The organism is Paenarthrobacter aurescens (assembly GCF_041549525.1).
Lineage (GTDB): Bacteria > Actinomycetota > Actinomycetes > Actinomycetales > Micrococcaceae > Arthrobacter > Arthrobacter aurescens.
On record NZ_CP157456.1, the window covers coordinates 2,638,424 to 2,658,287 of the forward strand.

Here is a 19,864-nt window from a genome sequence, read left to right on the forward strand (position 1 = left end):
GTGACCAGCCTGTGATGCAGCCGCCGAGCCCCAGCGTGTTTGGCTCAGATCAAGCTGCGCGGCTCTTACCGAACAGGCTCCAGAACATCGCGCAATGCGTAGACGCCTTCGAGCACCTGAGTGTTGGAGCGAGGGGCTTTCAGGCTATGGCGCAGGCCCTTGAAGAGCCCCACCAACAGCACCTTACGGTTTGGCGAAGCGGCAATCGTGCGGGTCCAGTTGCGCAGCGAAGCACCGGTAAACAGGATTTTTTCCCAGGGAGCCAAAGCGTTGGAGCGGGTGTAAACCCAGAGTTTGTTCCGTACCTCGTAGTAGAAACGCGGGCCGGGATCGGCTCCGGCATCACCAAAGACCTTGGTGTGGTGGTTGGCCACCGAAGCGTTGGTGGTCAGGGCCGTCCCCCGCCGGGAAATTCTGGCGGTGTACTCGAGGTCGTCGTTCCAGATGAAGTAGTCCGCTATGGGCAGGCCGTGTTTCCGGATTTCCTCAGCACGGATCAACACCGATACGAAGGAAGCGCTCCGGATCTGGGTTGCACCCAGCCGGACAGCTGCGCTGCGCTGGCTTTCACTTGCGCCCATCCGGGGCCGCATGCGGTTCATGGGGTGGTCCCGACCATCGGTCCACACCACACGGCTGGCGATGAAGGCCGGGGCCTCCCCCGTTAGCCTGAAGTAGGACACGGAAACGTCCAAGGCTTCCCGCAGGGCGTTGGCCTGCGGCTCGGTGTCGTCGTCCATGATCCATACGTGGTCCGCAGCGTGATCGAGCACTGCACGCTCCATGCCCACCACGAAGCCACCGGCACCGCCGACGTTGGTGTTCAGTGTGACCACATCCGTTGTCAGGGGACCGTGGTATTGCCGGAGGAACTCCGCGGTGCCGTCCGTGGAAGCGTTGTCCACGATGACTACGGCATCCGGTACCTGAGTACCTGCGGCGATGCCGTCCAGGGTGGTCTGGAGGAGTTCACGCCGGTTATAGGTCACTACAACAGCCACCACAACGGGTTGGGACGTCATTTACTTGCCTTTGGTTTTGGATGGTTGAAGCGGCGCCTGATCAGCAGGCCTGCCAGCTTCCAAGGTTCGACGAAAACTCTGTAGGCCACCCGGCCCGGGTGAAGGAGCAGGCGCCACGCCCATTCGAGCCCCAGGCGTCCGAGCCAGCGTGGAGCCAGTTTTTGGACTCCTGCAACCTGTTCAATGGCACCGCCTACAGCACAGTAAACAGCAGGCGGCAATTCTGCGAGCCTACGGTGCAGGACGGTTTCCTGAAGGGGCATCCCGAGTCCGATCAGGACTACTTGGGGCCGGAAATCCCTCAGCCAGCCCACCACCGCCTCTTCCAAGGCGCTGTCCCACCCCTCACCGGGCATTCCGTCCACTGCTGCATCCGGCATGATGGCGCGCAACCGGGCCACCGCCGTCGTATTCGCAGTCCGGCCGGCTCCAACTACAGCGATTCGCTCCAGGCCCTTGACCTTTCCCAGCTCCGGGATCCAGTCCATGGAGCCGAGCCGGTACGCCATGGTTCCCTCATCTTGAGCTTGGACCGAACCCCTGTGTGCAAGACCCCACAGCATGGCCACAGGAGCTCCATCCAGCAGGACAACCGGGCTGTTCTCATACAAGGCGCGGACATCCGGGCGGGAGTGAAACAACGTGATGCTGTGAAGGTTGTGTCCCAGAACGGTGGCGGATCCGCCGGCGGCGATCAGCTCACCCATGGCATCGACAACCTCTTCGACGCGCATTGGAGTGGCGTCGACGTCAAGGACGGGGACGCGTTGGCGCTGTGGAATCATTCGGACTTGGCTTCGGTGGAGGCCTCCGGCTTCACCGTGTCCTGGCTTGAGTTCTCGACGGCGGCGGCTTCAGTTACTTCGACCGGCGCGTCCTGAACAACCGGCGCGTCCTGAACAACCGGCGCGTCTTCTGCAACAGGCGATTCCTCAGCAGCCGGCGCCTCGGCAGGACTCGTCTCGCCAATACCCAGCATCGACGGAACGATCTCGCGGAGCCGCTCCAGCTCTATGGCTCCCTGGCGCACTAAGCGGAACGGTGTTGATGTGGCATCGACGATCGTCGAGGGCAAAGCAGTAGTGCCCTTGATTGGACGGAAGCCGCCTTCTAGATAGACCTCAACGGACTCGGCCAATTGAAGACGGGCTTCTGAGGCAGTCTGCGCCGCTTCCTGGCCTGTCCGGTTTGCCGATGAAACAGCCAAAGGACCGGTGAGCCCGAGCAGATCCAAAGCGATTTGGTCATCAGGCATCCTGAGGGCCACGGTGCCCTTGGTTTCGCCGAGGTCCCAGTCCAGGGATGGCTGCGCGTGCAGGATCAGGGTCAGCCCACCGGGCCAGAAAGCTTGAGCCAGCGCCCGGGCATCGGCCGGTACGTCGGTGGCAAGTCCGTCCAGGGCATTGACCCGGGGAATCAGGACTGGCGGAGGCATTTGCCGGCTGCGGCCTTTGGAAGCCAACAACATGGTCACTGCCAGCGGCGAAAAGGCATCTGCGGCAATACCGTAGACCGTGTCCGTTGGCAGCACGACGCACTTCTTTTCGCTGATGGCTCGTTGGGCGTGCTTGAGCCCTTCAGCCCGCTGGTCATCGGAAGTGCAGTTATAGGTTGTGGTCACAGCGCTATTCTTTCACTCATTCAGGAGACGGGCTTGCCAGTATCGCGCTGGTGGCACGTTCCTTGCCGTTCAGGTCGTAGTGCGTGGAGACGTTGTTCCAACGTCCGGTTCGTTGCAGCATGCCCGCTATCCATGCAGCCTGGACCTCCGCGTGCTCCATAACAAAATACCCACCGGGTTTAAGGAGGCGGGCCGCTGAGGCCGCTGCCGCCGTCGGAAGTACCATGCCGTCCGCTCCCCCGCCGTACAACGCCTCCGGGGGATCGTGCAGGGCAACTTCAGGCTCTGTGGGAATCGCTTCGGCCGGGATGTACGGCGGATTGGACACCACGACGTCGAAGGTTCCGTTGTGCTCGGGGAGGGCGTCCCGTAGATCGCCTTGTATTAGGGTGACGCCGAGTGGTTCCAGATTCCGGGCGGCCCAAGCATGGGCAAGGGTGCTGTATTCCACCGCATGAACTTCTGCGCCCGGAACCTCAAAGGCCACAGATCCGGCAATTGCCCCGGACCCGGTACCCAGGTCCACTACCTTGGGGTTGGCGATCCCTGAGAGGTGATCGATGACCAACTGAACAACCGATTCCGTTTCAGGGCGGGGTATGAAAACGCCCGGCCCCACGCGTAACTCAAGGTGTCGAAAATACGCGACCCCGGTGATGTGCTGCAGGGGTACGCGTCCGGCCCGTTCTTCCACCAGTTCACCGTAGCCCTCAGGTGCGGCTGAATCGCCGAGCATCATCGCGCGCAGCCGCCCCAGGCCTACGCCCAGCAGGTGGTCGGCAAGCAACTCCGCGTCAACGCGCGGGCTGGGCACACCGGCGTCGGATAATACGGCAGTGGCCTCGCGGACAGCGTCCGCGAGGCTCTGGCCTTGGTAAAACGTCATGTATGTACTCTGCTGTGTTCGTCCGGCGCCGCTGTATTGCAGCTCGTTATTCGCCGATTGCGTCCAGCCGCGCCTGCTCGTCCGCTTCAATGGCAGACTGGATCACCGGCTCCAAGTCGCCATTCATCACGGCGTCAAGGTTGTAAGCCTTGTAACCGGTGCGGTGATCGGCGATGCGGTTCTCCGGGAAGTTGTACGTGCGGATGCGCTCCGAACGGTCCATGGTGCGGATCTGTGACTTGCGCTGTTCGGAGTTGGCGGCGTCGATCTGTTCCTGCTGGTGGGCAAGGAGACGGGCGCGGAGAACGCGCATACCGGCTTCACGGTTCTGCAACTGCGACTTTTCATTCTGCATGGCCACAACAATGCCCGTGGGCAAGTGGGTAATGCGAACAGCAGAGTCAGTGGTGTTCACAGACTGTCCACCCGGACCTGATGAACGGTAAACGTCGATCTTGAGGTCATTTTGGTTGATTTCAAGCTCTTCGGGCTCATCAACTTCGGGAAGCACCAGCACGCCGGCGGCCGAGGTGTGGATGCGGCCCTGGGATTCCGTGACAGGCACACGCTGGACGCGGTGGACGCCGCCCTCGAACTTCAAACGGGCAAATACGCCCTGTGCGGGGTCATTGGAGTTGCCCTTGATGGCCACTGCAACATCCTTGTATCCACCAAGATCAGATTCTGTGGCGGAGATCATCTCGGTCTTCCAACCACGCGATTCGGCGTAACGCATGTACATCCGCAAAAGGTCACCGGCGAACAACGCAGCTTCGTCGCCGCCTTCGCCGCCCTTCACTTCAAGGATCACGTTGCGGGCGTCATCAGGATCACGCGGAATCAGAAGGCGACGCAGCCGCTCCTGGGCCGCAGGGATCTGCTCCTCCAGCTGCACAACCTCAGCTGCGAATTCGGGATCTTCGTCTGCCATCTCCTTGGCAGCTTCCAGGTCATCGTTGAGCCCGCGCCACTTGTTGTACGCCTCCACAATTCCTTGAAGCTGAGCCGAACGCCGGCCCAACTTCCTGGCAGCAGACTGATCGGCATAAACAGCAGGATCACTGAGCTGCGCCTGAATTGCAGCATGCTCATCAAGCAATCCCTGTACGGACTCAAACATTTTCAAACCTCTTTCGACTCGCAGACAAGTCTAGTTGCGACGATTGGTGACTTAACGACCAACCGCTCAAATAAGCCGGCCAGCGAAGGTGACGGTAACGCTCAAGGTGACCTGACCGCCGTCATGTAATTTTGCCGGCCCGGGAGTGGCATCGGGCCTGTCGTAGCGTTGCTGCCGACGTACGCAGTACGTCAGCAGCAACGCGAAGGGGCGGGGCCGGCAAAATTACTCGACGGCCCCACCCCAGATAACGCTATTTGTCGTTGTCCGACTTCGCTCCGAGCGTCGTCTTCTGAACCTGCATGAGGAACTCGACGTTGCTCTGGGTCTCCCGGATCTTGTTGGTCAGCAGTTCAAGGCTCTGCTGCTGCTCCAGTCCGGAAAGGACGCGGCGCAGCTTCCACATGATCTTGACTTCTTCAGGCGAGAGCAGGTTCTCTTCGCGGCGCGTACCGGAGGCATTGACGTCCACGGCCGGGAAGATGCGCTTGTCTGCCAGTTGGCGGGACAGGCGGAGCTCCATGTTGCCGGTGCCCTTGAACTCTTCGAAGATGACTTCGTCCATCTTGGAGCCGGTCTCCACGAGCGCGGTTGCAAGGATGGTCAGGGAGCCGCCGTTTTCAATGTTGCGGGCTGCACCGAAGAAGCGCTTGGGCGGGTACAGTGCTGCAGAATCCACACCACCGGACAGGATACGGCCGGAAGCCGGTGCTGCCAGGTTGTATGCACGGCCCAGGCGGGTCATGGAGTCCAGCAGGACCACCACGTCCATACCCATTTCCACGAGGCGCTTTGCGCGTTCGATGGAGAGTTCCGCCACCGTGGTGTGGTCGTCTGCGGGACGGTCGAAGGTGGAGGCAATGACCTCGCCCTTGACGGTGCGCTGCATGTCCGTGACTTCTTCAGGACGTTCGTCAACCAGCACCATCATGAGGTGGACCTCAGGGTTGTTGGTGGTGATTGCGTTCGCAATGGACTGCAGGATGAGCGTCTTACCGGCCTTCGGCGGGGAAACGATCAGACCACGCTGGCCCTTGCCGATCGGGGCCACGAGGTCTATAACACGCGGGCCGATCTTCTTGGGGTCGGTCTCGAGGCGCAGGCGCTCGGACGGGTACAGCGGGACGAGCTTGGCGAACTCAACGCGGTCTTTGAGCTCTTCCGGCGTCTTGCCATTGACCGAAGTGACGCGGACAAGCGCGTTGAACTTCTGGCGCGCCGACTGCTGGCTGCGGTCTTCACCGTCACGGGGTGCGCGAATGGCACCGACGACGGCGTCGCCCTTGCGGAGGTTGTACTTCTTGACCTGTGCCAGGGAAACGTAGACGTCATTTGCGCCGGGAAGGTAGCCGGATGTGCGGATGAACGCGTAGTTTTCCAACACATCCAGGATGCCTGCTACGGGAAGCAGGACATCATCTTCGGTAACCTCGACGTCGTCAACGTCCGGTCCCTGCGCGCGGCCACGGCGACGTTCATTGCGGTCACGGAAGCGGTCGCTGCGGGTGTTCCCGTCACGGCTGTCCTGACCCCCACGACGATCGCTCCGGTCGCTCTGGTCATTGCGGTCCCTACGATTCCGACGGTTTCGGCGGTTGCCGGTGTCGTCGCCGTCGTTGTTCTCTTCCCGACGGCCGCGGGTGTTCTCGCGACGCTCGCGCTGCTGCTCGCCCGAATCGGACTGCTCGCGCTGTTCGGTGCGGTCTGCACGCTGTTCGCTGCGATCGGCACGCTGTTCGCGCTGTTCGGCGCGGTCGGCACGCTGTTCGCGCTGTTCGCTGCGGTCAGCACGCTGCTCACGCTGTTCTGCGCGGTCAGCACGCTGTTCGGCGGCCGGCGCTTCTGCTGCCTCGGCAGGCGCTGCGGCAGCTTCGCCACGGCGACGGTTGCGGGTACGAGGCTGACGACGCTCGGTTGCAGCTTCGCTGGTTTCCACCGCGGCCGGAGCTTCAGCAGCCGGTGCGGTTGCGGGCTCGGCAGGGGCAGCAGCGGCCTCGGCAGCTGCAACGACTCCATCACTGGTTGCGCGGCGACTGCGGCCACGACCACGGCCGCGAGGTGCTTCCTGGGCCGGGGCTTCGGCGGCAACTGCCTCAACAGGTGCGCTGCTTTCCTGGGTGGCCTTCGGCTCTGCAGCCGGGGCTTCCTTGGCCGCAGTTGCCTTCGCCGTGGCCTTGGACGCCTTGGCAGGGGCCTTGGTGGTGGATGTTCCGGCACGATGTGCCGAAATGGCCGTTACCAAATCCCCCTTGCGCATACGGGATCCCCCGGAGATGCCCAGCTGGCTCGCAAGAGCCTGGAGCTGGGCGAGCTTAAGGCCTGCAAGGCCGCTGCTCTTGGTGGTTGCTGCAGTTGACGAATCAGCAGCAGAAGATGTTGTGTCCACAGCTGAAGCCAGCTCAGTGGTTTCTGTCACGAAGGATCCTTCCCCCTCGACGGCGTCCAGAGCGAGAGCTGGACGCGATGATTTGTTCTGGGCTGCAGTTCAGATCTGCAGCCGGTGATTTGGGCCGTGCCTGATGGATTGTGGCCAACAGGGCCGGATACTGATCGTCATCACTGGATCCAGTTGCCCGGACAGCCGGCGTAGCTTTCAGGGAACAGAGTGTTTTCTGCGGCACCTGAGACAGGCCGGAAAGAGACGACACCACCAACGTTGGCACAGTTGACGAAAGGTACGGCGAAACACCGAGATCCAAAATCAGGGAACTGCCCGCGGCTTTACCGGCGGTGCACTTCCACTCTAGCACCTTGAACGTCTACAGCCAGCGTCATCACGCGCCAACCCACTTCGGGTGTGTTGTCCGAGGTGAATGCCTCGATGAATTCAACAACGGCTGCGGCTTGGTCCGCACCATTTGCCAGCACCATCACCGTAGGCCCGGCACCGGAGACAACAGCAGCATGGCCTGCGCTCCGCAATGCCGCGAGGAGGTCTGCGCTGGGACGCATGGCCTGTGCCCGGTAGCTCTGGTGGAGATAGTCTTCCGTGCCGGGAAGCAGCAGGGCGGGATTGGCAGTGAGCGCGTGAATCAACAGCGCCGCACGTCCGGAATTCATTGCAGCGGCATGGTGGCCAACTGAAGCCGGCAGCAGTCCACGCGCGGTCTCAGTGGCAAGTTCGTAATCCGGTACCGCCACTACCGGGATGACAGATGATGCGACGTCCGCACGCGTACTGCTGTACTGCTCGCTGTCCTGCCATGACAGCGCCAGTCCGCCGAAAATAGCGGGAGCCACGTTGTCCGGGTGCCCTTCAATCTCGCTGGTCAACTGCAGGATCCAGTCACGGTCCTGCCGGGACTCCTCCGGGACCAGTGCATTGGCGGCGGAGACGGCAGCAACTACTGCTGACGCCGAAGACCCCAGTCCCCTACCATGCGGGTTGACGTTGTCCGCAATGATTTTCAGGCCGGACCGCTGGAAGCCAAGGCGTTCCAGGGCGAGATCGATAGCGCGCACCACCAAGTGACTGGCGTCGCGCGGAAGGGTGTCCGCGCCCTCACCGGAGAGCTCGAATTCGAGCTCTCCGGTGTTGTGGGTTTCCACCGTCAAGGTGTCGTATATGGATAAAGCCAAGCCGAGGCTGTCGTAACCGGGGCCCAGGTTGGCACTTGTACCAGGGACCTTGACGGTCAGCCGCTGGCCTGCCGCGACGAGTGCACGATCGGTCGCGGTGGGCTGCGTTGATTCCACTCTTAGTTTTCTTCCAGTCCCAGTTCTGCGGCAACGGTGACGACGTCGTTCGGTACCTTTACCGGCTGGACATCGCTGCCGTCTTCTGTACGGAGGGCCCACTGCGGGTCCTTGAGTCCGTGACCGGTGACGGTGATAACGATTGTCTTGCCCGACGGTACTTCGCCTGCAGCGTGCTTCTTGATCAAGCCAGCAACACCGGCAGCGGAGCCGGGTTCGACGAAAACGCCTTCCTTGGCGGACAACCAGCGGTGGGCATCGAGAATCTCTTCATCAGTAACAGCCTCGATCAAACCGCCCGATTCGTCACGGGCGGCAACTGCCGTCTCCCAGGAGGCCGGGTTGCCGATGCGGATGGCCGTAGCGATCGTGTCAGGCTCAGTGATGGGGTGGCCGGCAACGAACGGGGCGGCACCTGCAGCTTGGAAGCCCCACATGACCGGCGTCTTGGTGGATACTGCCGGAAGCGTTCCGTTGGCGGTCTCGAAAGGCGCGGAGTACTCCTTGTAGCCCTTCCAGTAGGCGGTGATGTTGCCGGCGTTACCCACGGGCAATACGTGGATATCAGGTGCGTCACCCAAGCTGTCCACAACTTCGAAGGCACCGGTCTTCTGGCCCTGGATACGAGCCGGGTTGACGGAGTTAACCAGGAACACCGGGTAGGCCTCGCCAAGTTTCCGGGCGATGTCCAGGCAGTTATCAAAGTTGCCGTCAACCTGGAGCAGCGTGGCGCCGTGGGCAATGGCCTGGCTCAGCTTACCCATGGAGATTTTGCCCTCCGGCACCAGCACTGCACACTTGAGGCCGGCGGCGGTTGCATAGGCTGCAGCCGAAGCAGAGGTGTTGCCCGTAGAGGCACAAACTACGGCCTTGGCACCGGCCTCCACAGCAGCCGTCATGGCCATGGTCATGCCACGGTCCTTGAACGAACCCGTGGGGTTCATCCCTTCGACCTTCAGGTAGACCTCAGACCCCGTCAGCTCGGAAAGCTTCTGCGCGTGGACGAGCGGCGTGCCGCCCTCGCCGAGGGTGATGACCTTGGTGGCTTCCGTTACCGGCAAACGATCAGCGTATTCGCGGATTACTCCGCGCCATTGGTGAGCCACTTAGACCCCTTCTACCCGCAGTACGGATGTTACAGAATTGATGACGTCCAGGCCTTTGACGGCCTCGACGGTTGCCGCGAGTGCAGCTTCGGACGCACGGTGCGTCACGATTTTCAGCTCGGCTGACTCAACGTTCGAGGCAGAGTCGCGGTGGATGGTTTGGCGCATGGTTTCGATTGAAACGCCGTTTTCCGCAAAGATGTGCGCAATCCGGGCCAGCACCCCGGCTTGGTCTGCGACGTCCAAGCCTATGTAGTAGCTCGTTGTGGAGGCATCGATGGCCAGTGCCGGAACGTGTCCCGTGGTGGTTTCCGTTCGGCCAGGGCCGCCCAGAACCAAACGCCGGGCTGCGGAAACGAGGTCGCCCAGCACCGCGGATGCGGTGGGCGTTCCGCCCGCGCCTTGTCCGTAGAACATCAGTTCACCGGCGTTCTCCGCCTCAATGAACACCGCGTTGAAGGCGCCGCGAACAGCAGCCAGCGGGTGTTCGCGCGGCAGGAGTGTGGGGTGAACCCGCACGGAAATACCGCTGCCGTTCTCCGCTGACTCGATCTTCTCAGCGATGGCCAGCAGCTTGATCACAAAGCCGGCTTCCTTTGCCGAGGCGATGTCGGCAGCACTGACCTTGGTGATCCCTTCGCAATAGACATCGTCCAGCGAGAAGCGCGTGTGGAAGGACAAGGACGCAAGGATCGCTGCCTTCGCTGCGGCGTCGTGGCCTTCAACATCGGCGGTGGGGTCCGCTTCGGCGTAGCCCAGACGCTGTGCTTCAGCCAGGGCATCGGCGAACTGCGCGCCCGTGGTATCCATCTGATCGAGGATGAAATTGGTGGTGCCGTTAACAATGCCCAGCACACGGGTGATGCGGTCTCCGGACAGGCTGTCGCGTATGGGGCGCAGGATGGGGATGGCCCCGGCGACGGCGGCCTCGTAGGAGAGCTGGACTCCGGCCTTGTCCGCCTCTTCGTAGAGCGTGGGCCCATCCTGTGCCAGGAGTGCCTTGTTTCCGGTGACAACGCATGCGCCGTTTTGGATGGCAGTGAGGATCAGGGACCTGGCCGGCTCGATCCCGCCCATGAGCTCGATGACCAGGTCCGCGTCCTTGACCAGGGTGTGCGCGTCAGTGGTGAACAGTTCCCGCGGCAGTTCGACGTCGCGCGGAGATTCGATGTTGCGTACGGCGATGCCGGAAAGTTCCAGGCGGGCGCCGCTGCGGGCAGCAAGGGCCTCGGCGTCGTCAATCAGAATCCGCGCAACCTGGGCCCCAACGTTGCCACAGCCCAGCAGGGCCACCTTCAAGGTTCGCACTTCAGACATTCGCCACTCCCATGTCGCGGTTCAAGAGATCTTCTTCGGTTTCCCCGCGGACAATCAGCCGGGCGGCTCCGTCGCGCACAGCGACAACGCCAGGCCGGGCCAGGTAGTTGTAGTTGCTGGAGAGGGCCCAGCAGTAGGCGCCGGTACCCGGTACTGCGAGCAAATCACCGGCTGCCACATCCGCGGGCAGATATACATCTCTAACAACTATGTCGCCGCTCTCGCAATGTTTGCCCACTACTCGGGACAGCTGCGGATCGGCGTCAGAGTCCCGCGAAGCCAAAATTGCCGAATAATCCGCGTCGTAAAGCACCGGGCGGGCGTTATCGCTCATTCCGCCGTCCACCGACACATAGCGTCGCGGATACGTAACGTTCTTCAGTCCCTCTTCACCTTCAGGGGCATCAACGCGGACCGTTTTGAGGGTGCCCACTTCGTACAGGGTGAAGGTAGTGCTGCCCACAATCGCGCGTCCGGGTTCAATGGAGATACGCGGCGGTGTGATGTTCAGCTCAGCGCACGTGGAACGCACAACGGCGGCCATTGCCTGCGCGATCTCGGCTGGCGGCCGTGGGGTATCAACCGGGGTGTAGGCAATTCCGTAACCTCCACCGAGGTCAAGCTCTGGCATGACGATTGAGTACTTGGCTTGCATGGCGGCAAGGAAGCCCAAAAGCTTCTCCGCTGCCACAGCAAAGCCGTCCGGCTCGAAGATCTGCGAGCCGATGTGGCAATGGAGTCCCAGGAGTTCGATGCTGGGGTATGACGTTGCTGCAGCCACCGCTTCCTCGGCTGCGGACAGTCCGGCTTCATCAGTGGAGTCCTCAGCCATGGAAAGGCCAAACTTTTGGTCCTCATGTGCCGTAGCGATGAACTCGTGGGTGTGTGCGTGCACCCCAGGGGTCAGGCGCAGCATGACTTTGGCAACCTCGCCCCGGCCGGAGGCGATCTTGGCCACCCGCTCAAGTTCGTCGAGGCTGTCCACAACGATCCTGCCAAGCCCCATGTCCAGTGCGCGGTTGATCTCCGCATCTGATTTGTTGTTGCCATGCAGGCCCAGGTTGGAGCCATCAATCCCAGCGCGGGCGGCGACGGCGAGCTCGCCTCCGGAGCACGTATCCAGGCGCAGGCCCTCTTCTGCTACCCAGCTGGCCACTGCAGTGCACAGGAAGGACTTTCCTGCGTAGTAGACGTCCACTCCCCCGCAAATGTCAGCGAAGGCAGCGTCGAAGGAGTCTTTGAACGCCCTTGCCCGGGCTCGAAAATCCGATTCGCTCATGACAAACAGCGGAGTTCCGAACTGTTTCTTGAGCTCACTGACGGACATACCGTCAACGGTGACTTCACCGGCGTCGTTTTTCCCGACGCCGGCAGCCCACATGGGTTCCTGCAGCGCGTTGAGGTCCGCCGGGACGCTCAACCATTCAGGAGCGAGCGGAGATGCGTGGTCAGCAGCTGTGTTCATGGTCCTACATCCGTTCCGGCGCGGAAACGCCCAGCAGTTCAAGTCCGTTGGCCAGCACCTGGCTGGTGGCGTCGTTAAGCCAGAGGCGGCTGCGGTTGACGTCCAGGACGGGGTCATCACCCTGGGGCGATACCCGGCAGGCGTCATACCAGCGGTGATAGGCCCCTGCAATGACCTCCAAGTGGCGGGCAACACGGTGGGGTTCGCGGAGTTCTGCGGCCTTGGCCACAATGGACGGGTAACTCCCCAGGTAGGACAGCAACTCGTTTTCCGTGGCGTGGTCAAGAAGCGAGGCGTCGAAGGCATCCACGCCATCAACCTGACGCTCCACGCCTGCTTCGGCTGCATTGCGCGCCGTTCCGCGGGACCGTGCATGGGCGTACTGCACGTAGAACACAGGGTTCTCGTTGCTGTGCTTCTTCAGCAGCTCCGGGTCCAACGTCAACGGCGAGTCGGCAGGGAACCGGGCAAGCGAGTACCGGACGGCATCTTTCCCAAGCCAGGAGATCAGGTCCTTGAGCTCGATGATGTTGCCGGCGCGCTTGGACAGCTTGGCACCATTGACGGACACCAGCTGGCCAATCAGGACTTCGATGTTGACCTCAGGGTCATCACCGGCGCAGGCCGCAATGGCCTTCAGGCGGTTGATGTACCCGTGGTGGTCAGCGCCGAGAAGGTAAATCTTCTCAGTAAATCCGCGGTCCTTCTTTGAAAGGTAGTACGCGGCGTCCGCAGCAAAGTATGTGGGCTCACCATTGGCGCGGATCATCACGCGGTCTTTGTCGTCGCCGAAGTCCGTGGTGCGCAACCAAACAGCACCGCCGTCGTCGAACACGTGACCCTGCTCGCGAAGGCGGGCCACGGCGGATTCGATCGCACCGGCGTCGTGCAGTTCCTTCTCCGAGAAGAAGACATCGAACTCCACGCCGAACTCAGCCAGGGTGGCTTTGATGTCCGCCATTTGGGCCTCATAGGCAGCAGCACGGATAACAGGGAGGGCCGCCTCGTCCGTCAGCTCACGGATTCCGGGATGGGCCTTGAGGACTTCGTCGCCAAGTTCACGAATGTATTCACCCGGGTAGCCACCCTCCGGAACGCCACGGCCATGAAGACGGGAGAGGACGGAGTTGGCAAAAACGTTCATCTGCGAGCCGGCGTCGTTGATGTAGTACTCAGCGGTGACGTCTGCACCGGAAGCGCGCAGGACCCGTGCGATCGCGTCGCCCAAGGCCGCCCAGCGGGTGTGCCCGATGTGCAGCGGGCCAGTGGGGTTCGCCGAAACGAACTCCATGTTAACAACCCGGCCGGCGAGCGCCTGGTTGGTGCCGTAACTGGCGCCGGCCTCGACAATGGCCTTGGCGAGGGCGCCCGCCGTGGCAGCATCCACAGTGATATTGAGGAAGCCGGGACCGGCAATTTCCACACCGGTAACACCGGGAATGCCTTGCAGGTGATTGCTGAGGATTCCGGCGAATTCGCGAGGATTCATGCCGGCCTGCTTGGAGAGCTGCAGGGCAATGTTGGTGGCCCAATCTCCATGATCCCGGTTCTTGGGTCGCTCCACTCGCACGGATTCAGGCACGGCAGATTCCGTCAAGGTGATTTCGCCGCTGGAGACGGCGTCCTTAAGGCAGGCGGATATGGCAGCAGAGAGTTCTTCGGGAGTCACGCTCCTAGCCTACCGGGGGCCCGCAAAGTCGCGGAATTGAGGGTCCCGTATGTGGATACTGCGAACTCAGGCAGTTCTCAGTTACCGCTTCCTGGCAGCACAGACTGAACCATTACGCTGATTTTGACGTTATGAACACGTAGGAGGTGGCCTCGTTGGCCATCCCGGTACTCCCAGCAATCCTGATGAAAATGTCCATAGACCAATAAACGTCCATAGATCAATACCGGCCCACCGAGACGTTCAGTGGACGTCCCAGTTGAAACGAGCAGAACATGACTACGCCACTCCGTAAGAGCCTCTACGTTGGTTTCGCCGGCCTCTCCATCATTGGAACAGCCGCTGCCTGCGCCCCCACAACTGAAGCCCCCACAACCCGTACTCCGGCTACAGAGGATGGCGGACAGGCAGCCACCGGCAGCCCAACTTCTGCAGGCACGTCCTCGTCAGCGGCTGTCGCTTCCACCGGCGCGTCCACTTATAAGGACGGAACCTACAGCGCCGACGGCACGTACACCTCTCCCAATGGCCAGGAAAAAGTGGGCGTTGAACTGACGCTGGCTGCAGACAAGGTTTCTGCGGTGAACATCACGGTCCACCCTTCAAACCCCAATACCAAGAAGTTCCAGGGTGAGTTTGCCGGTGGCATCGCCGGGCAGATCGTTGGAAAGGACATCGACGAACTCAACGTCTCCAAGGTGGCTGGATCGTCGCTGACGTCCGGCGGCTTCAACGAAGCCGTGGAACAGATCAAGTCCCAGGCCAAGTAGGGGCCATGCCGCACCCTGGATGGAGCACTTTCAGCTTCGAAGGGATCGGTACTCAATGGGAGATTTCGACGCCCGGGGATCTTGCTCCCGGCATCCAGGAGGAGTTGCTGGAGACCGTCGCGGAGTACGACCATACGTGGTCACGGTTCAGGTCCGATTCCCTGGTCTCCGGCCTGTCCCGTGCTCCGGGCGTGATCAGCTTGCCGGGACATGCCGCCGCCCTCCAGGAGGTGTATTCGGCTCTGTATCGCATCAGTGACGGCGCATTGACCCCCTTGATCGGCAGCAGCCTGGAGCGGCTGGGTTATGACTCCTCCTACGCGCTTGCTCCTTCCGGGAGTCCTTTGGCCCCGCCCCGCTGGGAGGATGTCCTCCACTGGTCGGGACCTGAGTTGGCTGCAAGGGAGCCTGTGGTGCTGGACGTGGGAGCCGCCGGCAAGGGCCAACTCGTTGACCTGCTGGGCGATGTCCTGAGGGAGCAAGGGCAAAGCGACTTTCTGGTGGATGGAAGCGGCGACATGCTGCACGCCGGCGACCATCCGGTCACCGTTGCCTTGGAGCACCCCTACAACCCACGGCAGGCCATAGGCACCCTGGAGTTGGATAATGCTGCATTGTGCGCGTCCGCTTCGAACCGCCGTACTTGGGGAGACGGTCTTCACCATGTTCTGGATGGGACTACGGGCAAGCCAATAGGCACCACGGTGGCCACGTGGACCGTGGCCGCGAGCGCGCTGGTGGCGGATGCGCTGGCTACGGCGTTGTTTATGGTCGAACCACCCCGGCTGGAAGGTGAGTTCGACTTCTCGTGGCTAACCGTGTCTTCCAGTGGTTCCGCCGCGTTTTCGAACCGTTTTGAGGGGAGACTGTTCACATGATTGCCGCTAAGTCCCGAGTGGACACCTGGTTGGGCCGCTTCACTATGTACCGCCTGATTCTCTGGGTGCTGGGCATTCTGGCGGCCTATAGCATGGTCCTGAACCTCTTGGGGTGGTTGACGTTCGGCCTGCCTGAGATGGTGGTCCATTTAGTGCTTTGCCTGGGCGTGACCTACGCATCCAACAGCTTGCTTGCCAGGATTTTCGGCGTCAAGCCGCACACAGAGTCCTCGCTGATCACCGGGCTGCTGCTGTATTTCCTGTTTTGGCCCGCCTTTGGGGTGATGGATATGGCCGGCGTTGCTCTGGCGTGCGTGCTGGCCAGCGTCTCCAAGTATGCGCTGGCCTTCCGTGGGCGGCATATTTTCAACCCGGCCGCCGCAGGAGCCTTCATTACGGGCCTGACAGGGTTGAACATCGCCACGTGGTGGGCTGCCACCCCTTCCATGTTGTGGCTTCTGGTCCCGGGAGTGGTGCTGGTCCTGTACCGCACCCGGAAGATGCTGATGGCCGCCGTTTTCCTGGCAGTTGCCACCAGCGTCATTACCGTGGAGCTGCTCAGCCGCGATATGACCGTTGGCCAGGCCTTGTGGCAGTCCCTGGCGCAACGGCCGTTGCTGTTCTTCGTGGGCTTCATGCTTTCCGAGCCTCTCACCTTGCCTCCCCGCCGCTGGCAGCAGTTGGTGCTTGCCGCCGTCGTGGGTGTTGTCTTCGCGGTTCCGTACAACTTCGGTTTCATTGCCAATTCCCCGGAACTGGCACTGCTGCTGGGCAACCTCATTGCTTTCTTCCTGGGTCAACGCGGTGGCGTCCAGCTGACCTTCAAGGGCTCACGCCCACTTACCCCTGCCAGCACTGAATTCAGCTTTGAACCACGCAGGCCGGTGCGTTTTGCAGCCGGGCAGTATATGGAGCTGAACCTTCCCCACGCAGGCTCGGACGGTAAGGGGCGTCGCAGGGTCTTCAGCATCACCAGCCCGCCCGGCGCAGAGGAAGTCACTTTCGGCGTCGGCACGGCTGAGCCCCTTTCCACAGCGAAGAAAGCATTGTTTGCGCTTCGCCCCGGAGACACTGTTGCGGCAACTGCCGTGGGTGGGGACTTTGTGCTGCCGAACGACGCCGGGAAACCGGTCCTGCTCATCGCTGCGGGAATCGGCATCACCCCTTTTCTGTCCCAGCTTGCGGCCAAGGACGCTGACCGGGATGCTGTGGTGCTGTACCTGGCCAAGAGCCGCGATGAGTTGGCTGGTGTGGAACAACTGGAAGCCTCGGGCGCCACCGTGATAGCCCGGCTTGCGGACGGGTCCGCTCCCCCGCAGTTCATGCTCGACGCCGGCGACTCCAGGATCGATGCCCCGCGCCTCAAGGAACTGGTTCCGGATATCGGGAACCGGGAGGTGTTCGTCTCCGGCTCACCGGCAAGTGTGGACGCACTGCGCGCTGCAGCACGCGGCGCAGGAGCCCGCAGGGTCCATGTGGACTCGTTCGCCGGCTACTGACGGTGCATGATCCCCACCTTCCCACTGTGGCGCCGCCGGGTTTTCATTTGCGGCTCAGTGGCTGCTAAGCTCTAGGACGTCCCACCGGCAACGGAGGGAACCCTGGATGCCCTCGTAGCTCAGGGGATAGAGCGTCTGCCTCCGGAGCAGAAGGCCGTAGGTTCGAATCCTATCGAGGGCACAACGAATACCCCGCCGGTTTTGCCGGCGGGGTATTTTCGTAGGCGGGGTATTTCAGTGTGCCGGGTACTGACTATCAGTTCGGGGCTTGCCGGTCCTGCACCACAAAAATGTCCGCCCCTCCTCCTAGGCTGAATTCAGTTGGTCAGACTGATAGCTAAAGGGGTTTGCCGTGATGTGCTCGATCGTCCCGCCGTACATGCTTCGCAAGTTAGCCGCCCAAAACGAGCCCCGGCTGCGCGCTGTGGCAAGGGCTGCCAAAGAATCGCTGCTGCACATCAAAGACTTGCAGGCCATTCGCACAGCACCCATTCCGCAGGCGCCTCCCAGCGCCCGCCAGGCCAAGCCGGGCCCGCCCAAGCGGACCATTTACGATGCTGAGTCTTCAGAGGCCTTGCCCGGCCGCGTGGTCCGGAAGGAAGGTGCAGCGCCTACCGGGGACGTGGCTGCCGATGAGGCCTACGACGGCCTGGGGAGTACCCACCGGCTCTATGGGGAGATCTTTGGCCGTGATTCCATCGACGATGCCGGCCTGGTCCTGGATGCAACTGTCCACTACGGGAAGCTGTACGACAACGCTTTTTGGGACGGCTCCCAGATGGTTTTCGGCGATGGCGATGGGCAGATCTTCCAGCGCTTCACCAAATCCCTCAGCGTAATCGGCCACGAACTTGCTCACGGCGTTACCCAGTACACGGCCAATTTGGCCTACCGGAACCAGGCCGGGGCACTTAATGAGTCCATGTCCGATGTTTTTGGCGTCCTCGTGGAGCAGTACCTGAGGCAGGAGACTGCAACGCAGGCGAGCTGGCTGATCGGCGAGGGCCTGTTTACGGACCAGGTCCAGGGCGCCGCCCTGCGCTCCATGAAAGCTCCCGGCACTGCCTACGACGACGACGTCCTGGGCAAGGATCCGCAGCCGGACTCCATGGATACCTATGTTCGGACCAGTGCTGACAATGGCGGTGTCCACATCAACTCCGGCATCCCCAACAAGGCTTTCCATGTGGTGGCTACGGAGCTTGGCGGACATGCGTGGGAAGCCCCTGGCCAAATCTGGTACGGCACGCTGACCAGCGGAAGCCTTCCTGTGACGTGCACGTTTGGAAAGTTCGCCAAGACCACCGTTGCTACCGCAGAGGAACTTTTCGGATCCGGTTCAGCGGAGCATGACGCCGTCCTGAAGGCGTGGGAGACTGTGAAGGTCAAGGTTTAGTCAGGTGGCGGGACCGGACTTTTGCTTCGTTCCCTGCCGGTTGGCTGACCACGGAACAAAAGAACGAGAAGCAGCCGGCCATGAAGATCACCGTCCAACGCAGTGGGGGAATCGCAGCGATGACTCGTATCTGGAGCGTGGACGCCGTCTCTGCCGATGAGAAGGATCGGTGGGTTCCGATCGTCGAGGCCTGCCCGTGGGATGAAGCCAAGAACCAGGCCCGGGAGGTCAACGAGCCGGACCGCTTCATGTACTCCATCCGGGCGGGCCAACGCCGGGCCACTCTCCCGGACCGCGCCGTTACGGGTCCTTGGCAGGAACTGGTGGAATGCGCCAAAGCCGAAGGATCCGAGTCACGGGGACAACTGGGCAGCAGGCGCCGTTAGTTTCAACAGCCTAGATGGCTTCTGCCAGCTGGCCCCGGAAGGCCCGTCGGTAACTTTGCGGACTCGTGTCCAGCACCTTGGTGAAATGGTGGCGCAGCAGGACCGAGTGTCCAAACCCTGCTTCACGGGCAATTTCATCGATGTTCAGCTCGGTGGTTTCCAGTAGTTCCTGGGCACGCAGCACGCGTTGGGAGTTCAGCCATGCCGCAGGAGTCGCCCCGGTTTCCGCCCGGAATCTGCGGGCGAACGTCCTCGGAGACATGTGGAGCCGCGCAGCCAGATCGTTCACGCTGTGCTCTTGGTCCAGATGTTCCACCATCCACCGCAGCAGCGCCTCCATGGGTGCCGAACCACAGCGGGGCATGGGCCTGTCAATGAATTGCGCCTGGCCGCCGTCGCGATGCGGGGGTACCACCATGTCGCGCGCTATTGCTGCAGCCACGTTCGCCCCCAACTCTTCCCGGACCAGATGGAGGCATGCGTCGATTCCGGCGGCCGTCCCCGCGCTGGTGATGATTGTTCCGTCCTGCACGTAGAGGACGTTCTCATCCACCATCGCGGCCGGGTAGCGGCTGGCCAGGTCCTGAGAATAGTGCCAGTGTGTGGTGCAACGGCGCCCGTCCAACAAACCGGCGCGGGCCAATGCATATGCACCGGAACAAATGGACATCACCCAGGCGCCCCTGGCGTGGGCAGCACGTAAAGCGTCCAGAACGGACTCGGGGACTTCCTGGTCCCGTCCGAAGGGCGCCATGATCACAAGATCAGCATCGGCCGCTGCTTCCAGGCCGAGGTTTACATGAAGGGACAGCCCCGACTTCATGCGGATGTCTCCCGGTTCCGGGGCAACTACCCGGAAATCGAAAGCTGGCACGCCGGCACCCCGATCCGATCGGTCGATGCCGAAAACCTCGAAAGCGGTGCCGAATTCGAAGACTGAGAAGTTGGGGACAACGATCACAGCAACTGATGTCAACATATCTCCAGTGTGGCAGAAAATTATCTAAATGGGGCATTTCTGCCACTGTTTCTT

17 protein-coding genes and 1 tRNA gene are annotated in these 19,864 nt (G+C 61.8%); 6 read left to right on the top strand and 12 right to left on the bottom strand.

Annotation, left to right across the window (positions count from 1 at the left end; translation table 11 throughout):
- Nucleotides 1–65: 65 nt before the first annotated feature.
- The 11 genes from ABI796_RS12235 to argS all read right to left on the bottom strand — a co-directional run bounded on the left by ABI796_RS12235 (nucleotide 66) and on the right by argS (nucleotide 13,902).
- Nucleotides 66–1,022, bottom strand: coding sequence for a glycosyltransferase (locus tag ABI796_RS12235; protein WP_141282540.1), 957 nt, complete (start codon nucleotides 1,020–1,022; stop codon nucleotides 66–68).
- Entirely contained in the window at nucleotides 1,019–1,807 is a 789-nt protein-coding gene (locus ABI796_RS12240) for a WecB/TagA/CpsF family glycosyltransferase (protein ID WP_170224879.1), read from the bottom strand. The genes ABI796_RS12235 and ABI796_RS12240 overlap by 4 nt, the downstream gene beginning before the upstream one ends.
- Nucleotides 1,804–2,643 (bottom strand): L-threonylcarbamoyladenylate synthase, encoded by an 840-nt coding sequence (locus tag ABI796_RS12245; protein ID WP_141282537.1) that lies wholly within the window; start codon nucleotides 2,641–2,643, stop codon nucleotides 1,804–1,806. The genes ABI796_RS12240 and ABI796_RS12245 overlap by 4 nt, the downstream gene beginning before the upstream one ends.
- A 16-nt stretch (nucleotides 2,644–2,659) precedes the next feature.
- Entirely contained in the window at nucleotides 2,660–3,529 is an 870-nt protein-coding gene (prmC, locus tag ABI796_RS12250; protein ID WP_141282535.1) for a peptide chain release factor N(5)-glutamine methyltransferase, read from the bottom strand.
- A 46-nt stretch (nucleotides 3,530–3,575) separates the two neighbouring features.
- Nucleotides 3,576–4,649 (bottom strand): peptide chain release factor 1, encoded by a 1,074-nt coding sequence (gene prfA, locus ABI796_RS12255; protein ID WP_014922181.1) that lies wholly within the window; start codon nucleotides 4,647–4,649, stop codon nucleotides 3,576–3,578.
- A gap of 253 nt (nucleotides 4,650–4,902) precedes the next feature.
- Nucleotides 4,903–7,065 (bottom strand): transcription termination factor Rho, encoded by a 2,163-nt coding sequence (gene rho, locus ABI796_RS12260; protein WP_141282533.1) that lies wholly within the window; start codon nucleotides 7,063–7,065, stop codon nucleotides 4,903–4,905.
- A gap of 305 nt (nucleotides 7,066–7,370) precedes the next feature.
- Nucleotides 7,371–8,345, bottom strand: a complete 975-nt coding sequence (thrB, locus tag ABI796_RS12265; RefSeq protein WP_141282531.1) for a homoserine kinase — start codon at nucleotides 8,343–8,345, stop codon at nucleotides 7,371–7,373.
- A gap of 2 nt (nucleotides 8,346–8,347) precedes the next feature.
- Entirely contained in the window at nucleotides 8,348–9,451 is a 1,104-nt protein-coding gene (thrC, locus tag ABI796_RS12270; RefSeq protein ID WP_141282529.1) for a threonine synthase, read from the bottom strand.
- A complete protein-coding gene (locus tag ABI796_RS12275) occupies nucleotides 9,452–10,768 on the bottom strand; it encodes a homoserine dehydrogenase (protein WP_141282527.1) in 1,317 nt (438 codons plus the stop codon).
- Nucleotides 10,761–12,233: a diaminopimelate decarboxylase gene (gene lysA / locus ABI796_RS12280; RefSeq protein ID WP_141282525.1), complete on the bottom strand. Its 1,473-nt coding sequence runs from the start codon at nucleotides 12,231–12,233 to the stop codon at nucleotides 10,761–10,763. Before lysA ends, ABI796_RS12275 begins: the two co-directional genes overlap by 8 nt.
- Nucleotides 12,234–12,237: 4 nt before the next feature.
- Nucleotides 12,238–13,902, bottom strand: a complete 1,665-nt coding sequence (argS, locus tag ABI796_RS12285; RefSeq protein ID WP_141282523.1) for an arginine--tRNA ligase — start codon at nucleotides 13,900–13,902, stop codon at nucleotides 12,238–12,240.
- A 275-nt stretch (nucleotides 13,903–14,177) separates the two neighbouring features.
- On the opposite strand from argS, the gene ABI796_RS12290 reads away from it, so the two are divergent.
- From ABI796_RS12290 to ABI796_RS12315, 6 genes are all read left to right on the top strand, one after another.
- Nucleotides 14,178–14,672, top strand: coding sequence for a hypothetical protein (locus ABI796_RS12290; RefSeq protein WP_141282521.1), 495 nt, complete (start codon nucleotides 14,178–14,180; stop codon nucleotides 14,670–14,672).
- A gap of 5 nt (nucleotides 14,673–14,677) precedes the next feature.
- A complete protein-coding gene (locus ABI796_RS12295) occupies nucleotides 14,678–15,550 on the top strand; it encodes an FAD:protein FMN transferase (protein WP_141282519.1) in 873 nt (290 codons plus the stop codon).
- Nucleotides 15,547–17,049 carry an FAD-dependent oxidoreductase gene (locus tag ABI796_RS12300; protein WP_141282517.1) on the top strand — a complete coding sequence of 501 codons (1,503 nt, stop codon included), beginning with the start codon at nucleotides 15,547–15,549 and terminating at the stop codon, nucleotides 17,047–17,049. The genes ABI796_RS12295 and ABI796_RS12300 overlap by 4 nt, the downstream gene beginning before the upstream one ends.
- A 108-nt stretch (nucleotides 17,050–17,157) precedes the next feature.
- Nucleotides 17,158–17,230: transfer RNA gene (locus ABI796_RS12305), tRNA-Arg, on the top strand.
- 174 nt (nucleotides 17,231–17,404) lie between these two features.
- Nucleotides 17,405–18,445, top strand: a complete 1,041-nt coding sequence (locus ABI796_RS12310; protein ID WP_246095721.1) for a M4 family metallopeptidase — start codon at nucleotides 17,405–17,407, stop codon at nucleotides 18,443–18,445.
- Between the two features lie 80 nt (nucleotides 18,446–18,525).
- A complete protein-coding gene (locus ABI796_RS12315) occupies nucleotides 18,526–18,831 on the top strand; it encodes a protealysin inhibitor emfourin (RefSeq protein ID WP_141282515.1) in 306 nt (101 codons plus the stop codon).
- 10 nt (nucleotides 18,832–18,841) lie between these two features.
- On the opposite strand, the gene ABI796_RS12320 is transcribed toward ABI796_RS12315, so the two are convergent.
- Nucleotides 18,842–19,810: a GlxA family transcriptional regulator gene (locus ABI796_RS12320; RefSeq protein ID WP_141282513.1), complete on the bottom strand. Its 969-nt coding sequence runs from the start codon at nucleotides 19,808–19,810 to the stop codon at nucleotides 18,842–18,844.
- Nucleotides 19,811–19,864 lie beyond the last annotated feature (54 nt).

What these genes read in the sequence shown, in the direction of transcription:
- ABI796_RS12275 (WP_141282527.1), bottom strand. Translation starts at nt 10,768, where the DNA reads ATGTCTGAAGTGCGAACCTTGAAGGTGGCCCTGCTGGGCTGTGGCAAC.
- lysA (WP_141282525.1), bottom strand. Translation starts at nt 12,233, where the DNA reads ATGAACACAGCTGCTGACCACGCATCTCCGCTCGCTCCTGAATGGTTG.
- ABI796_RS12240 (WP_170224879.1), bottom strand. Translation starts at nt 1,807, where the DNA reads ATGATTCCACAGCGCCAACGCGTCCCCGTCCTTGACGTCGACGCCACT.
- ABI796_RS12235 (WP_141282540.1), bottom strand. Translation starts at nt 1,022, where the DNA reads ATGACGTCCCAACCCGTTGTGGTGGCTGTTGTAGTGACCTATAACCGG.
- prfA (WP_014922181.1), bottom strand. Translation starts at nt 4,649, where the DNA reads ATGTTTGAGTCCGTACAGGGATTGCTTGATGAGCATGCTGCAATTCAG.
- ABI796_RS12310 (WP_246095721.1), top strand. Translation starts at nt 17,405, where the DNA reads ATGTGCTCGATCGTCCCGCCGTACATGCTTCGCAAGTTAGCCGCCCAA.
- ABI796_RS12315 (WP_141282515.1), top strand. Translation starts at nt 18,526, where the DNA reads ATGAAGATCACCGTCCAACGCAGTGGGGGAATCGCAGCGATGACTCGT.
- prmC (WP_141282535.1), bottom strand. Translation starts at nt 3,529, where the DNA reads ATGACGTTTTACCAAGGCCAGAGCCTCGCGGACGCTGTCCGCGAGGCC.
- ABI796_RS12290 (WP_141282521.1), top strand. Translation starts at nt 14,178, where the DNA reads ATGACTACGCCACTCCGTAAGAGCCTCTACGTTGGTTTCGCCGGCCTC.
- ABI796_RS12295 (WP_141282519.1), top strand. Translation starts at nt 14,678, where the DNA reads ATGCCGCACCCTGGATGGAGCACTTTCAGCTTCGAAGGGATCGGTACT.
- ABI796_RS12320 (WP_141282513.1), bottom strand. Translation starts at nt 19,810, where the DNA reads ATGTTGACATCAGTTGCTGTGATCGTTGTCCCCAACTTCTCAGTCTTC.
- ABI796_RS12300 (WP_141282517.1), top strand. Translation starts at nt 15,547, where the DNA reads ATGATTGCCGCTAAGTCCCGAGTGGACACCTGGTTGGGCCGCTTCACT.